At 71.9% G+C, this 14,099-nt stretch carries 15 protein-coding genes; 6 read left to right on the top strand and 9 right to left on the bottom strand.

Annotated elements, in window-relative coordinates; genetic code table 11:
• Positions 1-123: 123 nt before the first annotated feature.
• The 6 genes from KIK05_RS08235 to KIK05_RS08260 are packed head-to-tail and all read right to left on the bottom strand — an operon-like array spanning position 124 to position 5,615.
• Entirely contained in the window at positions 124-1,077 is a 954-nt protein-coding gene (locus KIK05_RS08235; RefSeq protein WP_214409980.1) for a nucleoside hydrolase, read from the bottom strand.
• Between the two features lies 1 nt (position 1,078).
• Complete coding sequence (locus KIK05_RS08240; protein WP_214409981.1) at positions 1,079-1,828, bottom strand: glutamine amidotransferase; 750 nt, start codon at positions 1,826-1,828, stop codon at positions 1,079-1,081.
• A 43-nt stretch (positions 1,829-1,871) separates the two neighbouring features.
• On the bottom strand, positions 1,872-2,903 hold the full coding sequence (locus tag KIK05_RS08245) for a phosphotriesterase family protein (RefSeq protein WP_250562424.1): 1,032 nt from the start codon (positions 2,901-2,903) through the stop codon (positions 1,872-1,874).
• Entirely contained in the window at positions 2,900-3,901 is a 1,002-nt protein-coding gene (locus KIK05_RS08250; RefSeq protein ID WP_214409982.1) for an ABC transporter permease, read from the bottom strand. Before KIK05_RS08250 ends, KIK05_RS08245 begins: the two co-directional genes overlap by 4 nt.
• Positions 3,898-4,653: an ATP-binding cassette domain-containing protein gene (locus KIK05_RS08255; protein WP_250562425.1), complete on the bottom strand. Its 756-nt coding sequence runs from the start codon at positions 4,651-4,653 to the stop codon at positions 3,898-3,900. The genes KIK05_RS08250 and KIK05_RS08255 overlap by 4 nt, the downstream gene beginning before the upstream one ends.
• 14 nt (positions 4,654-4,667) lie before the next feature.
• The gene (locus tag KIK05_RS08260; protein ID WP_250562426.1) at positions 4,668-5,615 is read right to left on the bottom strand and encodes a substrate-binding domain-containing protein; all 948 of its coding nucleotides are present in this window, start codon (positions 5,613-5,615) and stop codon (positions 4,668-4,670) included.
• A gap of 249 nt (positions 5,616-5,864) precedes the next feature.
• Here KIK05_RS08260 and KIK05_RS08265 point away from each other — a divergent pair, with 249 nt between their 5' ends.
• Both KIK05_RS08265 and KIK05_RS08270 read left to right on the top strand, forming a co-directional pair.
• Positions 5,865-6,875: a LacI family DNA-binding transcriptional regulator gene (locus KIK05_RS08265; RefSeq protein WP_214409984.1), complete on the top strand. Its 1,011-nt coding sequence runs from the start codon at positions 5,865-5,867 to the stop codon at positions 6,873-6,875.
• A gap of 1 nt (position 6,876) precedes the next feature.
• Entirely contained in the window at positions 6,877-7,962 is a 1,086-nt protein-coding gene (locus KIK05_RS08270; protein ID WP_214409985.1) for a M20 family metallopeptidase, read from the top strand.
• On the opposite strand, the gene KIK05_RS08275 is transcribed toward KIK05_RS08270, so the two are convergent.
• Positions 7,963-8,757: an ABC transporter ATP-binding protein gene (locus KIK05_RS08275; protein ID WP_214409986.1), complete on the bottom strand. Its 795-nt coding sequence runs from the start codon at positions 8,755-8,757 to the stop codon at positions 7,963-7,965.
• Positions 8,758-8,889: 132 nt separating this feature from the next.
• On the opposite strand from KIK05_RS08275, the gene KIK05_RS08280 reads away from it, so the two are divergent.
• The gene (locus tag KIK05_RS08280) at positions 8,890-9,624 is read left to right on the top strand and encodes an Rv1486c family protein (RefSeq protein ID WP_214409987.1); all 735 of its coding nucleotides are present in this window, start codon (positions 8,890-8,892) and stop codon (positions 9,622-9,624) included.
• A gap of 25 nt (positions 9,625-9,649) precedes the next feature.
• On the opposite strand, the gene KIK05_RS08285 is transcribed toward KIK05_RS08280, so the two are convergent.
• Both KIK05_RS08285 and KIK05_RS08290 read right to left on the bottom strand, forming a co-directional pair.
• Positions 9,650-10,285, bottom strand: coding sequence for a response regulator (locus tag KIK05_RS08285; RefSeq protein ID WP_214409988.1), 636 nt, complete (start codon positions 10,283-10,285; stop codon positions 9,650-9,652).
• Complete coding sequence (locus KIK05_RS08290; RefSeq protein WP_308249814.1) at positions 10,282-11,415, bottom strand: GAF domain-containing sensor histidine kinase; 1,134 nt, start codon at positions 11,413-11,415, stop codon at positions 10,282-10,284. Before KIK05_RS08290 ends, KIK05_RS08285 begins: the two co-directional genes overlap by 4 nt.
• A gap of 122 nt (positions 11,416-11,537) precedes the next feature.
• On the opposite strand from KIK05_RS08290, the gene KIK05_RS08295 reads away from it, so the two are divergent.
• The 3 genes from KIK05_RS08295 to KIK05_RS08305 all read left to right on the top strand — a co-directional run bounded on the left by KIK05_RS08295 (position 11,538) and on the right by KIK05_RS08305 (position 13,989).
• The gene (locus KIK05_RS08295) at positions 11,538-12,227 is read left to right on the top strand and encodes an SDR family NAD(P)-dependent oxidoreductase (RefSeq protein ID WP_214409990.1); all 690 of its coding nucleotides are present in this window, start codon (positions 11,538-11,540) and stop codon (positions 12,225-12,227) included.
• Positions 12,228-12,247: 20 nt separating this feature from the next.
• Positions 12,248-13,324 carry an S-adenosylmethionine:tRNA ribosyltransferase-isomerase gene (locus KIK05_RS08300; RefSeq protein ID WP_214409991.1) on the top strand — a complete coding sequence of 359 codons (1,077 nt, stop codon included), beginning with the start codon at positions 12,248-12,250 and terminating at the stop codon, positions 13,322-13,324.
• A gap of 104 nt (positions 13,325-13,428) precedes the next feature.
• Complete coding sequence (locus tag KIK05_RS08305; protein ID WP_214409992.1) at positions 13,429-13,989, top strand: hypothetical protein; 561 nt, start codon at positions 13,429-13,431, stop codon at positions 13,987-13,989.
• Positions 13,990-14,099 lie beyond the last annotated feature (110 nt).

Here is a 14,099-nt window from a genome sequence, read left to right on the forward strand (position 1 = left end):
CTATTTGGTCTGGCCTTTACATGTTCCTCGACCAGCTCCGTCAAACGCATCGGGCATGAATTCCCACGACCTTCGCGGCGTGACGCCCGGCAGGGATCCGCCGTCCCTGCCGGGTGCGGCGCCTCAGCGCCGTTCGTCCCCGGACCGCCCCAGGGCGTCGACCGCGCCGATCATCAGATCCCAGAAGCGTTCGCGGTCCAGGGTGAGACCGACGTTCGCGTTCGGCGCCCAGTCCATCCGCCCGTGCAGGTCGGCCACGGTGGCGCCGCGCGTGTGTGTGCCGTCGAGCTCGACACGCAGCCCCACGTGGACGTGGCCGAGGACGGCGGGGTCGATCAGGTACGCCACCGTGATCGGGTCGTGCAGCGGCGGCGCCTCGAAGCCCCACGTCCGCTGGTAGGTCGTGCCGAAGAAGGTGAGCAGCTCCACGCACAGCTCGGCCAGTGGCGTGCCCAGCGCCGACAGGCGGGCCAGCACGTCGGCGGTGACCAGGGCCTGGTGGCTGACGTTCAGCCCGACCCAGGTGGTCGGCACGCCGCTGTCGAGCACCTCCGCCGCCGCCTCGGGATCGGCGTAGATGTTGAACTCGGCGTAGGGCGTGTGGTTGCCCCGGTCGACGGAGCCGCCCATGATGACGATCTCGCGGATGCGCTCCCGGTCGCCCGGATGGCGGCGCAGCAGCGTGGCGACGTTGGTCAGCGGACCGATCGCCACGATCGTCATCGGCTCGCCGGCCGCGGCGAGCGTGTCGTGCATGAGGTCCACGCCGTGCCGGGGATCCAGCGGCACGACCGGTTCCCCGAACGCCGGCCCGTCCAGGCCGCTCTCCCCGTGCACGTAGTCGCCGATCTCCAGCGCACCCGACAGCGGCCGGTCGCACCCGGCCGCGACCGGCACCTGGTGCGCCCCGGCGAGGCTCAGCATGCGCCGGGCGTTGAGGGCGGTCTTGGCGACCGTCTGGTTGCCCGCGACGGTGGTGACCGCCCGCAGGTCGATGGCCGGGTGGGCGACCGCCAGCAGGATGGCCATCGCGTCGTCGTGCCCCGGATCGCAGTCCAGGATCACCGGAACCGGCATGTCAGAGCTCCTTCGCCAGCCAGCGGACGGCGCGGGTGAAGATCGTGGCATAGCCTTCCCAGCCGGTGAACTCCTCCGGGCACCAGTGGGGGGCGATGTCGGACGCCCAGGCGAGCGTGCGTCCCGCCCCCACCTCGCGCACCGCGAGCAGCGGGTCCTCGCCGACGGTGGCCAGCAGGCGGGCGTCCTCCGGCAGGGTGAAACGGTTGTAGCCGAGCAGGTCGGGCCAGCGCGCGGGCAGCCCCGCCACGATAGGGTGCTCGGCGTCGGCCAGCACGCCCGGCAGGCCCTGCGGGGCCTCCACCCGGTCGTCGTAGCGGGAGATCACCGCGGGCAGCACCCGCTCGACGGCCGTTCCGCTGAAGGCGGCCTTGGCCTCGATCCCCTGGAAGCTCAGGTACCCGCCCGCCATCGCCAGGCCGCCGCCCTGCCGGACCCAGTCGGCCAGCAGGTCGAGCCGGTTGACCGACTTCTTGCTGGCCAGCCAGGTGTCGGGGTGCAGCAGGATGCTGTTGGCGCCGATGTCCGACAGCACCACCACGTCGTAGGCCGCCAGCTCCTCGGCGGTGCCCGGGAACAGCTTGGGCACGTCGTGCGCGGGAAGGTGGTCGACCTGGACGCCGTCGGCCTCGAGGACGTCCCGCAGCGGCTCGAAGCCGGTGTGGTAGGTGGTCGTGGTGAAGGAGTCGAAGCCCTTGTAGTGGGTCGACTCGCTCACCCACGACTCACCGGCCACCAGCACGCGCGTCATCGAAAGATCTCCTTGCTCGTCGAATGTGAATGGAAGTCAGAGGTCATCGCCGGGCGGCCAGGAACAGCTCACGGGGGTTGCCCACCAGCATCCGCGTCGTCTCCTCCGGCGTGAGCCCGTGGCGGTGCAGGCGGGGGACGAAGTGGGTGAGGACGTGGGAGTAGCCGTTGCCGCCGTGGCGCACCAGCATGGTCTTGAGGAAGACGTCCTGGGAGAGCAGCACCCGGTGGCCCAGCCCGGCGCGGGTCAGCCAGGTGACGGCGGCGGCGTTGTCCTCGTCGCACGGCGACTGGCCTTCGCCCGGGTACAGGTAGTCCATGCCGCACATGTCGTAGCCCAGGTAGGCGCCCCGCAGGGCCAGTGAGACCTGGTGGTCCCGGTCGGCGCCGCTGGGGTTGAGGTGGGAGAGCACCGTCGCGGCGAGCCGCCCGCCCTCCTCCCCGATGACGTCGAGCACCCGGTGGCCGTGCCGTACCCAGCCGGGCAGGTGCACCGACAGCGGCACCCCGGTGCGGGCCTGCGCCCGCGCGGCGGCCCGGAGCACCTTCTCCTCGGCGGGGGTGAAGCCGGCCGAGACGCCGATCTCGCCGATCACCCCGGCGCGTACCCCCGCCACGCCCTCGGTGACGTCCCGCTCGATCTCCTCGGCGACGCCCTCGACGCTCATCGCGCCGACCCGTGGCGGGTGGGTGCGCTCCAGGTAGAAGCCGCAGCCCATGACGACGTTCAGTCCGGTCGCGCGGGCGATGCGGGCCAGTTCGGCGGGGGCCCGGCCGAGGCCGTCGGGGGTCACCTCCAGCACCGTCCGGCCGCCGCGCGCGGCGAACCGGGCCACCTCCTCGACGGCGACCGCCGTGTCGTCCAGGGAGACGTTGTCCCGGGACAGGTACGGGTCGTGGCGCAGCCGGGCGAGGAACTCGGGCCGCACCGGGGAGGAGGCGATCAGCTCGCCTTCGGCGTCCCCCTCCTCGGCCGGGTGCCACGCGAGCGCGCCGTCGTTGCGCAGGTGCTCGTGGCAGAGCGTGATCCCCAGCTCGGTCACCGGCACCGGGCCGAGCACGGTCGTCACGTTCATTTGCGCACCGCGCCGAACCTGCTCCACACCTTGCTGTTGGCGAAGATGGCCAGCAGCAGGATGGCCCCCTGCACGATCTGCACGTAGAACGGCGAGACGTGCAGCAGCACCAGGCCGTTGGCGATCACCCCGAGGGTCAGCGCCCCGAAGATCGTGCCCAGCATGCTGCCCCGGCCGCCGAACAGGCTGGTGCCGCCGAGCACGACCGCCGTGATGGCCTCCAGTTCGAAGCCGGTGCCCGCGTTGGACGACCCCGAGCTGAGCCGGGTCGCGATGAGCACGCCGGCCAGCGCCGCGGCCACACCGGTCAGGACGTAGACCGCCAGCCCGACCTTGCGGGTGTTCACCCCGGTACGGCGCAGCGACTCGCCGTTGGAGCCGAGGCTGATGACGTAGCGGCCGAACGGCGTGCGGGTGAGCACGCCCCACGCGGCGAGGGCGACGAGCACCGCCAGGATGGCGGGCACGGGCACGCCGGCGATCCGTCCCTGGCCGAGCTGGACGATCCACAGGTCGCCGTCGATCGGGGTCGAGTAGCCCTCCGTGGCGCGCAGCGCCGTTCCCCGCATGATCGACAGCATCGCGAGCGTGACGATGAACGGCGGGATGTTCTGGTAGGCGGAGAACCACCCGTTGACGAACCCGACGGCCGCGCCGAGCGCGAGGATCGCGATCAGGGCGAGGGTGGGATCCCAGCCGTGTTTCAGCACGATGGCGAGCAGGGAGCCCGACAGCGCCACGGTCGAGCCGACCGACAGGTCGATGCCCGAGGTGCTGATGACGAACGTCATGGCGACGGCCACGATGAGCGTCGGGGCGATCTGCCGCACCAGGTTGAGCATGTTCCCGGCGGTGGCGAACCGGTCGGCGGACAGGGCGAAGAACACCAGCAGCACCACGAGCATGACCGCGATCGCGATCGTCTGCCCGTGCCTGCCGATGTGCGCTCCCGCGCGGGCCGACCGGCTGGTCACGATCCGCTGGCTGGTGGTGGTCATCGCCGCGCTCCTCTCGTGTCGCGCGCCGCGCCGCCCGGTCCGTCGTGCGCGACGATCTCGGACACGAGCTGCTGCAGGCTGGTGGTCCGGGCGTCCAGGTCGGCGCGCAGCGTCCCCTCGTACATCACGCACAGCCGGTCGCAGACCTCGAACAGGTCCTGCAGCCGGTGCGTGATCAGGATGACCGACACCCCCTGGGACGAGACGGTCCTGATCAGCTCCAGGACCGTCTCGACCTCGGCGACGGCCAGCGCGGCGGTGGGCTCGTCCAGGATGAGCAGCTTCGGGCCGAAGGTGACCGCACGCGCGATGGCCACGGCCTGGCGCTGGCCTCCTGACAGCCCGCCCACCGGGATGTCGGTGAGCGGGATGCGGATGTTGAGCGCGTCGAGGTGGTCACGCGCGTCCTGGTGCATCTTCGCCAGGTCGAGCAGGAGCCCGCCGGCCTTGCGCGGTTCGCGGCCGAGGAAGAGGTTGCCCGCCACGTCGACGTCGTCGCAGAGCGCGAGGTCCTGGTAGACCATCTCGATGCCGAGCTCCCGCGCGTCCCGGGGGCCGGTGAAGGAGACCGGGGTGCCGTCGAAGACGATCTCGCCGGAGTCCGGCACGACCGCGCCCGCCAGCACCTTCATGAGGGTGGACTTCCCGGCGGCGTTGTCGCCCACCAGGCCGACCACCTCGCCGGCGCCGACCCGCAGGGTCACGCCCCGGAGGGCGTCGACCATTCCGTAGCGCTTGCGGATGTCGCGCATCACCACACGGTCGGTCACTGGAACGTCGCCCGGTACTTGTCGACGTTCTCCTTGGTGACGATCGTCACCGGGACGTCGATCTTCTTCTTGGCCTGGCCTCCGCCGACGAGCGACTTGGCCTCCTTGACCGCCTCGTAGCCCTCGGTCCTCGGGTCCTGCTGGACGACGCCGGCGACGAAGCCCGCGTCGATGCCGCCGATGGCCTCCTTGGTGAGGTCCCAGCCGAAGACCTTGACGCGGTCGGCGGCGTTCTGCGATTTCACGGCGGCCACGGTGCCGAGCAGGGCGGGCTCGCCGGTCGCGTAGACGATGTTCATATCCGAGCGGGAGGTCAGGAGGTTCTCCGCGGCGCTCATCGCGGCCTCCTGCTTGTTCTGCCCGTCGACGGTCTGCACGATCTTCGCGCCGGCGCCCTCGACGGTCTTGTTGAAGTCGTCCTTGCGGATGTTCTGGATGAACGAGTTGAGCGCGCCGACCACGCCGATCTTCGGGGCGGCGAGCTTCTGCGCCTTGGTCCAGTCGTTGACGAACGTGCCGGCCTGCTTGGCGGCGGCGGAGTTGTCCACACCGACCTGGGTGTCCACGGCCGGCGAGTCGACGATCGCGTCGACCGTGACCACCTTGAGGCCGGCGTCCTTGGCGATCTTCAGGGCGGGCTTGATGCCCTCGACGTCGATGGAGACCACGACGAGCGCGTCGAACTGCTGCTGGACGAAGTTGTCGATGGCCTCGTTCTGCTTGGCCGGGTCGTCGTTGGCGTTGAAGATCGTCAGATCGACGTTCGCCTCCTTGGCCGCCTGCTGGGCGCCCGCGTTCATCTCGTTGAAGAAGATCGCCTGCTGGTTGATCTGGACCAGGCCGACCCTGGGGCGGCCGCCGTCCCCGCCCCCGGAGCCGGAGTCGCCTGAGCCGCAGGCGGCGGCGAGGAGGCCGGTGGCGAGGATCGCCGTCGCGGCGGTCATACGGGTCAGTCGAATCGATCGCGCCATGGGTCAGCCTTTCGGGGGCGCTGGTGCAGAAGGGGGGCTCGTGCGCTTAGGTTGGGTAATCGATTACCAATTGCGCCGAGGCTAGCCACACGGACAAATCGCCGTCAAGGGTGCACAGCAGAGGATCTACCTCTATCATCTGGGCAAACGGGTCGGTGAGGAGCGCGAAACACCCGCAGCCCCCGAAGCCCACCCCCCAAGACGAGGGAAAACGATTGCCACATGGGCGTGACGATCCACGACGTGGCCAAGGCCGCGGGCGTGTCGGTTGCCTCGGCATCCCGGGCGCTTTCCGGCCGGCGCAAGGTGACCGCGGACGTGGCCGAACGAGTGAGCCGCGCCGCCGCCGAACTGGGCTACCAGCCGAACGCCGTGGCCAAGGCGCTCCGCGACCAGACCACCGGCACGATCGGCATGATCGTCCCCGGCATCGGCAACCCGTTCTTCACCACGATGGTCGAGGCGGTGGAGCGCCGCCTCCAGGAGACCGGGCGTGACCTGCTGCTGTGCTCGTCCCAGTACGACCCTCTCATCGAGGCGCGCCGGCTGGAGACGCTGCTGAGCCGCCGGGTCGACGGCCTGATCATCAGCCCGTGCGACATCGAGGCCAGCGCGCCCGCCGTACTGAGCGCAGCCGGCCGCGTCCCCCTGGTGCAGCTCGACCGGTACATCGAGGCGGGCGGCACCGACTGGGTCGGCCTCGACGACAACGCCGCCCTCGCCCAGGCCGTCGAGCACGTGGCCGCGGGCGGCGCGAGGACGGTCGTCTTCGCCGGCAGCCGCCTGGTGAACTCCTCCGCCCGGCTGCGCCTGTCGGGCTTCCAGCTCGCCACCGAACGCGCCGGCCTGGAGGCCCGCACGCCCCTGCTCGGCGAGTTCACCCACGAATGGGGCATGCAGGCAGGACGGCTGCTGCTCGGGGACGGCCCGCTGCCCGACGCCGTGATCTGCGGAAACGACGAGATCGCGATCGGCCTGATCCGGGCGCTGCGCCTTGGCGGGATACGGGTCCCCCACGAGGTCATGGTCGTGGGCATGGACGATGTAGGACACGCCGCGATGTGCGACCCGCCGCTCACCACCGTCGCCCAGCCCGTGGACGAGATGGCGGCCGAGGCCGTACGCCTGCTGGAGCAGGTACGGCTCGGCCGCACGCGGGCCATCCAGCGCATCGCGATCGCCCCCCGGCTCGTGGTGCGCGAGACCAGCAGGCAGCGGACGGAAGGAGAATGACGTGAACGCCGCCGTGGAGCTGACACGCGAACTTGTCATGATCGACTCGGTGGGCGGCAACGAGGCCGCGGTCGCCGCGCCGCTCGCCCGCCGCCTGGAGGCCGCGGGCTTCGAGGTACGGGCGCACGAGTACGCGCCCGGCCGCGCCGGCCTGGTGGCGCGCTGGGGATCAGGCGTGCCCGTCACCCTGACCGGCCACCTCGACACCGTCCCCCTGGGCGCCCGGGAGTGGACCCACGACCCGCACGCGGCGGAAGTGGACGGCGACCGCCTGTACGGGCGGGGGACGAGCGACATGAAGGCCGGTGTTGCCGCGCTCGTCGTCGCCGCCGAGGAGCACAGCCGCGGCGAGGGGCGCCGGGTGGCGCTCGAACTGCTCCTGACCGTGGGAGAGGAGACCGGCTGCGAGGGCGCGCTCGACATGGCCGCCAAGGGCCTCGCCGGTCCCTCTCGAGGGCTGCTGGTGGCCGAGCCGACCGCGAACCGGGCGCTGCTCGGGCACAAGGGCGCGCTGTGGCTGAAGGCCGTCACCCGGGGCGTCACGGCCCACGGCTCGATGCCTCATCTCGGCGACAACGCCGTCTACAAGCTGGCGCGCGCGATCACCGCCGCCGAGCGTTTCGACCACGGCGTCCCCGCGCACCCCAGGCTCGGCGCCCCGACGACGAACGTCGGCACCGTACGTGGCGGGATCAACGTGAACTCCGTGCCCGACCTCGCCGAGGCGACGCTCGACCTGCGCACGGTGGCCGGGCAGGACCACGCCGCGCTGCGCGACCGGCTGCGCGACACGCTCGGCGGCGAGACGATCCTGGAGACGCTGAGCGACCTGCCGGCGGTCTGGACGGAGGAGGACGACCCGTTCGTCCAGGCCCTGCTGGCCGCGGGAGCGCACGACCCGGGCGAGCGTCCGGCCGCGAGTTACTTCACCGACGCCTCGGTGCTGGTCGCCGCGTGCGGCGGAGCCCCCGCGGTGATCTGCGGCCCCGGCGAGCCGGAACAGGCGCACGTCACCGACGAGTACTGCCGGATCCCGCGCATCGAGGAGGCCGTGGACATCTACCGGGCGGCACTGGGCCGCCTCTGATCACCCCGGGAGGGCGCGGGCGTACCAGCGGCCGTCGCTGCTGCGTTCGAGGCTCAGCGGCACGCCGAAGGTGCGGGAGAGGTTGTCGGCGGTCATGACGTACTCGATCGGCCCCTGGGCGACCACCGACCCGTGACGCAGCAGCAGCACGTGGGTGAACCCGGCCGGCACCTCCTCGACGTGGTGGGTGACCAGCACCAGCGTCGGGGCCGTGGAGTCGTAGGCCAGGGCCGACAGGCGGCGCACGAGGTCCTCGCGGCCGCCGAGGTCGAGGCCGGCGGCCGGCTCGTCGAGCAGCAGGAGTTCCGGGTCGGGCATGAGGGCCCGCGCGATCTGCACGCGCTTGCGCTCGCCCTCCGAGAGGGTGCCGAACTTCCGCCTGATCAGATGCGCGCAACCGAGCTGGTCGATGAGCTCCACCGCACGGGTGACGTCACCGGAGTCGTACTCCTCGTTCCAGCGGCCGAGGATGGCGTACGACGCGGTGAGCACGAGGTCGATGACCTTCTCCTCCGGCGGCACCTTCTCGGCGATCGCCGCGCTGGCGAGTCCGATGCGGGGACGCAGGTCGAAGACGTCCGTCTGCCCGAGCCGCTCGCCGAGGATCTCCACCGAGCCTTCGCTGGGATAAAGAAGCGCCGCCGCGACCTGCAGCAGCGTGGTCTTCCCGGCGCCGTTGGCGCCGATCACCACCCAGCGCTCGTCCTCCTCGACGGTCCAGTCGATGCCCCGCAACAGGGCCGCCCCATCTCTGCGAACGGCGACGTCCTGGAGCCGAAGCACCTGACCACCCATCCGAATACCTCCTGACGTGTTCCCGCCGCCGACCCGGTCGATCCGGATCAAGCCGGAATCCACCGGGCGAGTCACCCCGCCGAGTGTGCTCCGGACCAAACCTATTGCAGCATCAGCGCATATCGTGGTTCGGTGCACCCCGATTCACCGATCTCCGCCACCTTGGTCGCATGGGGCAACGCCTGGCTTGCCGGACATGTCGGCCTGGACGAGGCCGTCGACAGGCTGGAGCGCGCCGCGGGACCACAGGTCGTCTCGAGCGAGGTGACCGAGACCCCCCTGCGCGGCTTCCTCGCCGACCTCCGCGTCGAGGGCCTGACCGCCCTGCGCCTGGCCCTTCCTTCGACCGGCGATCCTCTCGGCCTGACCGGGCCGCCGCCGTTCACGATCGCCGCCGTCGACGCCGGTCAGGCGGCCACGGCGGTCCTTCCCGACCGCTGTCTCGGCCTCGTGCCCTCCCCCGACCGCCGCGGCTCGTCGTACTCCGGCATCCGCTGGACGGCGATGCCGGCCGATCCCACGCCGCCGGACGTCCCCGGCCTCGCCGAGGCCGAGCACGCGCTGACCATCGCCATGCGGGCCGCCACCGACGCGCTGCTCTCGGTGGAGGGGCCGGTGGCGGGCCAGCCGGCCATCAGGACCACCGACGACGGCCTCGCCCCCGGCTACCCCGCCCGCGCCCACCGGGTCGCCGCGCTGACCGCCCGGCTCGCCTCGGTGCTCCGCCTCGCCGGCGAACGCGGTCTCACCTCGGGCCAGGTCGCCGTGCGCGCCGCGGCCCTGCGCGACCTCGACCGCGCCGTCCGCCGCGCCCGCGTCGCCGCCCACAACGCCCTCATCGAGGCCCGCCACACCTCCAAGCCATAACGGCCCCGGAACGCGCCGCCGGCGGTCAGGCGAGGCCGTGGCGGACGGCGTACAGGGCGGCCTGAGTGCGGTCCTGCACGCCGAGTTTCATGAGCACGTTGGAGACGTGGGTCTTGACGGTCTTCTCGGCGACGACGAGCTCCCGGGCGATCTCGCGGTTCGAGCGGCCGGAGGCGATCAGCGTGAGCACCTCGCGCTCCCGCTCGGTCAGCACGACCGCCGTGGCCCCCTCGACGGCGGCGGGCGCCGCCGGACCCGCCAGCATCGCCTCGGCCGCCTCCGGCGCGAGCAGCACCTGGCCGCCGTACACCGAACGGATCGCCTGCACGAGCGCGGCCGGATCGACGTCCTTGTAGAGGAACCCCGACGCCCCCGACCGCATGGCGGGCGCCACGTCGCCCTTGTCGCTCACCGACGTCAGCACGATCACGCGCACGGCGAGCCCCCGTGCCGACAGCTCGGCCAGGGCGCCGAGGCCGTCCAGCACGGGCATCTTCAGGTCGAGGAGCAGGACGTCGGGCGCCAGCGAGGCGACCAGCGACACCGCCTCGGCCCCGTCGGCCGCCTCCCCCACGACCTCCAGGTCGTCCTGGAGGCCGAGGAACGTGCGCAGGCCCTGCCGGACGATGGGGTGGTCGTCGGCGATCAGGACACGGATCACAGCGGCACCTCCAGTTCCACGGTCGTCCCCGCCCCCTGCCGCGAGGAGATCCGGAGCGAGCCGCCGGACGCCTCTGCCCGCTCGCGCATCGAGATGAGCCCGAGACCGCGGAACGTCGAGGAATCGACCTCGAAACCGTCCCCGTCGTCGCTCACCCGGAGCGTGAGAACCGATCCTGAGGCGGCCAGGCTCACCCGCACCGACGATGCGCCGGCGTGCCTCAGCGCGTTGTGGACGGCCTCCTGGGCCACCCGCAGCACGGCCACCTCGGTCTCGGCGGGCAGCTCGGAGACGGGCGTGGCCGCGAACGAGACCTTCACGGGGTACAGCCGGTCGAGCAGGGCGACGTGCTTGCGCAGGGTCTCCGCCAGCCCGTGGCGGTCGAGCTCCGCCGGGCGCAGCTCGACGATCACGGCCCGGAGCTCGGCGAGCGCCTCTCCGGCGAGCCGCTGGACCCGGTCGATCTCGTCCACCGCGCGCTCCGGGTCGTGCCGCACCAGCGAGCCGGCCGCCTGGGCCGTGAGCCGCAGCGAGAAGAGCTTCTGCGTCACGGCGTCGTGCAGCTCGCGCGCCATGCGGTTGCGCTCCTCGACGACCGTCAGCTCGCGGCTGCGTTCGTAGAGCCGGGCGTTGGTGATCGCGATCGCCGCGTGCGCGGCGAAGAGCGTGAGAAGGTCCTGGTCGGCCTGGGTGAACCCGCCCCGGTCCCGCTTGTTGGACAGGAAGATGATGCCCAGGACCTCCTGGGCGTCGCGGATGGGCACCCCGATGAAGTCCTTCAGGACGGGATGGGCGCTCGGCCACCACTCGAACCTCGGGTCCTCGCGGATGTCGGGCAGGCGCACAGGGGCGGCCTCCCGCAGCATCGCGGCCAGCATGCCGTGCTGGCGGGGCAACGGGCCGATGGCGTCCCACTGCTTGTCGCTGACGCCCTCGGCGACGAACTCGGCGAACGAGCCGTCGTCGTCGGGAACACCGAGGGCGGCGTAGCGGGCGTTGAGCAGCGAACGCGCCGAGCGGACGATGACCTGGAGCACCTCGCGGACCGACAGGTGGCGCGTCACGGCCAGCACCGCGGAGCTGACCGCGTGCAGCACGGCGTCGCGCTCGGCCCCCGGTTCCGTCGTCACGCCCACACTCTAGAGGGGCCCGCGAACGGCGGGATCGGTCCCCGGCCCTAGGCCCATCAGCCCAGAGGAAAGCCGGTCGCAGGCCCGATGCCCACGCCGTCGCCGCTTCCTACCGTCAAGCCATGGCAGAACTCACATCTTCCGCCGGGCCCCCCCGCACCGCTCTGGTCACCGGCGCCTCGCGCGGGCTCGGCCTCGCGCTGGCCCGCGCCCTCGCCGCCGGCGGCTGGCGACTGATCATCACCGCCCGCGGCGCCGCCGAACTCTCCCGGGCCGCGCGGGAGACCGGGGCGACCGCCATCGCCGGCGACGTCGCCGACCCGGCTCACCGGGCCCGCCTCGCCGAGGCCGCGCACGCGGCCGGCGGCCTCGACCTGCTGGTCAACAACGCGAGCACGCTCGGCGCCGTACCGCTGCCCTCGCTCGCGGCCTATCCTCTGGACGAGCTCGGCGAGGCCTTCCGGCAGAACGTGATCGCGCCACTGGGACTCATCCAGGCGACCCTTCGCGGGCTCCGCGAGCGCCGCGGCGCGGTGGTCAACATCTCCTCCGACGCGGCGGTCGGGGCGTACGAGGGCTGGGGCGGGTACGGCGCGACCAAGGCCGCGCTCGACCGGCTCTCCCACGTCCTCGCCGTCGAGGAGCCGGACATCGCCGTCTGGTGGGTCGACCCCGGGGAGATGAAGACCCGCATGCTCGCCGACGCCGTCGGCGAGGAGGAGGCGGCGAAGGCGGCCGACCCCGCCACCACCGCGGCCTTCCTCGCCGACCTGGTCGAACGCCGCCCCGACAGCGGCCGGGTGACGGCGTGATGGGATCGGGAGGCCCTGCGATGATCACCTTCGACCTTCCCCCCGCGCGCGAGGCGCACGAGCCGCCGGAGGCACGGGGGCTGGCGCGGGACGGCGTACGGCTCATGGTGTCCGGCAAGAACTCCGGCTCGGTGACCCACCACGCCTTCACCCACCTGCCCGAACTGCTCCGTCCGGGCGACCTGCTGGTGGTCAACGACTCGGCGACGCTGCCCGCCGCCGTACCGCTCGACCGGGTCACCGTGCACTTCTCCACCGAGCGCGAGGACGGCTCGTGGCTGGTGGAGCTGCGGCGGCGCACGGGGGGCGTCACCGCGCCGTACACCGGGGGCGAGCCCGGCGAGTGGCTGCCGCTCCCGGGAGGGGCCACGCTGCGGCTGCTGGAGCGCGAGACGCCCCGGCTGTGGCGGGCGAGCGTGGACCGCGACGTACCCCGCTACCTGGCCCGCCACGGCAGACCCATCAGGTACTCCTACGTCGAACGGGACTGGCCGCTGTCGTCCTACCAGACCGTGTTCGGCCTGCGGCCGGGGAGCGCCGAGATGCCGAGCGCCGGGCGGCCGTTCAGTCATGAGCTGGTCACCGCGCTGGTGACGCGAGGGGTGTCGATCGCGCCCATCACCCTGCACACCGGCGTGGCGTCCCCCGAGAAGGACGAGCCGCCCTATCCGGAGCGTTTCAGCGTCCCGCCCCACACGGCCCGGATGGTGAACCAGGCCGAGGGCCGCGTGATCGCGGTGGGTACGACGGTCGTCCGCGCCCTGGAGACGGCGGCCCTGCCCGCCGGAGGGGGCCGGGCGGCCGGGACGTTCGCGGCCGGCCTCGGGGCCGTGCCCGCCGGGGAGGGGATGTCCAGAGGGGTCCGTGCCGTGGCGGGCTGGACCTCGCACGTGGTGACCCCGACCGAAGGGGTGCGGGCGGTGGACGGGCTGATCACTGGCCTGCACGAGCCGCGTTCCAGCCACCTGATGATGCTGTCGGCGATCGCGGGCGAGGAGCTTCTGTCCCGCTCTTACGAGGAGGCGCTACGCGAAGGCTACTTGTGGCATGAGTTCGGCGATCTCCACCTAATCATGCCGGATCCCAATATTCAGTGATCATGGAGCATAAAAACCGCGTAAAGTGATCGTCGCGCGCGTTCCGCGGTGACAATTCGCCGTTGGTTCGCTCATTCGAGTCACTCTCCACGGGAGATCACTGAATGCGTCGGCACCTCTCCGCACTTGCCGCACTCACCCTTGCCGGATCCCTGGCGGGCGCCTCACTCGCGCTCCCCGCCGGCGCCGCCACCGCGACCGCCCCCGCGAGCAGCGCCCACGTGACGAGCGGTTCGCAGTCCCCGCTTTCCACCAAGCACCACAATGACGAGTGGACCTACCGCGGCGGGGCGATCAGGTACACCTTCACGAGCAAGAACGTCGGCGAGTACCCGACCGACCTCGCCGGGATCATCATGGAACTCCCCGCGGGCATCAGCAAGGCGCGAATCACCAAGAAGGCCGCCGACACGCTCTGCGACATCGCCGGCCGTTCGCTCATCTGCTACTACGAAACCATCAAGGCGAAGCAGTCCACCCAGCTCGACCTCAAGGTCTGGCTGAAGAAGAGCACCAAGGGCACCGCGGTGCTGCGGTACCAGACCTTCTCCATCGACGTCCCGGCCGGTGTGGACGTCACCAACGAGGAGGAGCTGAACAAGCTCGACATCGCCGGCCAGGCCGACCGTGTCGTCACAGTGAAGACCAAGATCGTCAAGCGCTGAGGCAGGGTCCGCCCGGACCGGCAGGAACGACTTGGGAGCGGCCACCGCGACAGCGGCGGCCGCTCCGTCGTTCCAGGCGACGCCCACGCGGCGGCGGGCTCAAGTGGCCG

Source organism: Sphaerisporangium fuscum (assembly GCF_018531465.1).
Classification (GTDB): domain Bacteria; phylum Actinomycetota; class Actinomycetes; order Streptosporangiales; family Streptosporangiaceae; genus Sphaerisporangium; species Sphaerisporangium fuscum.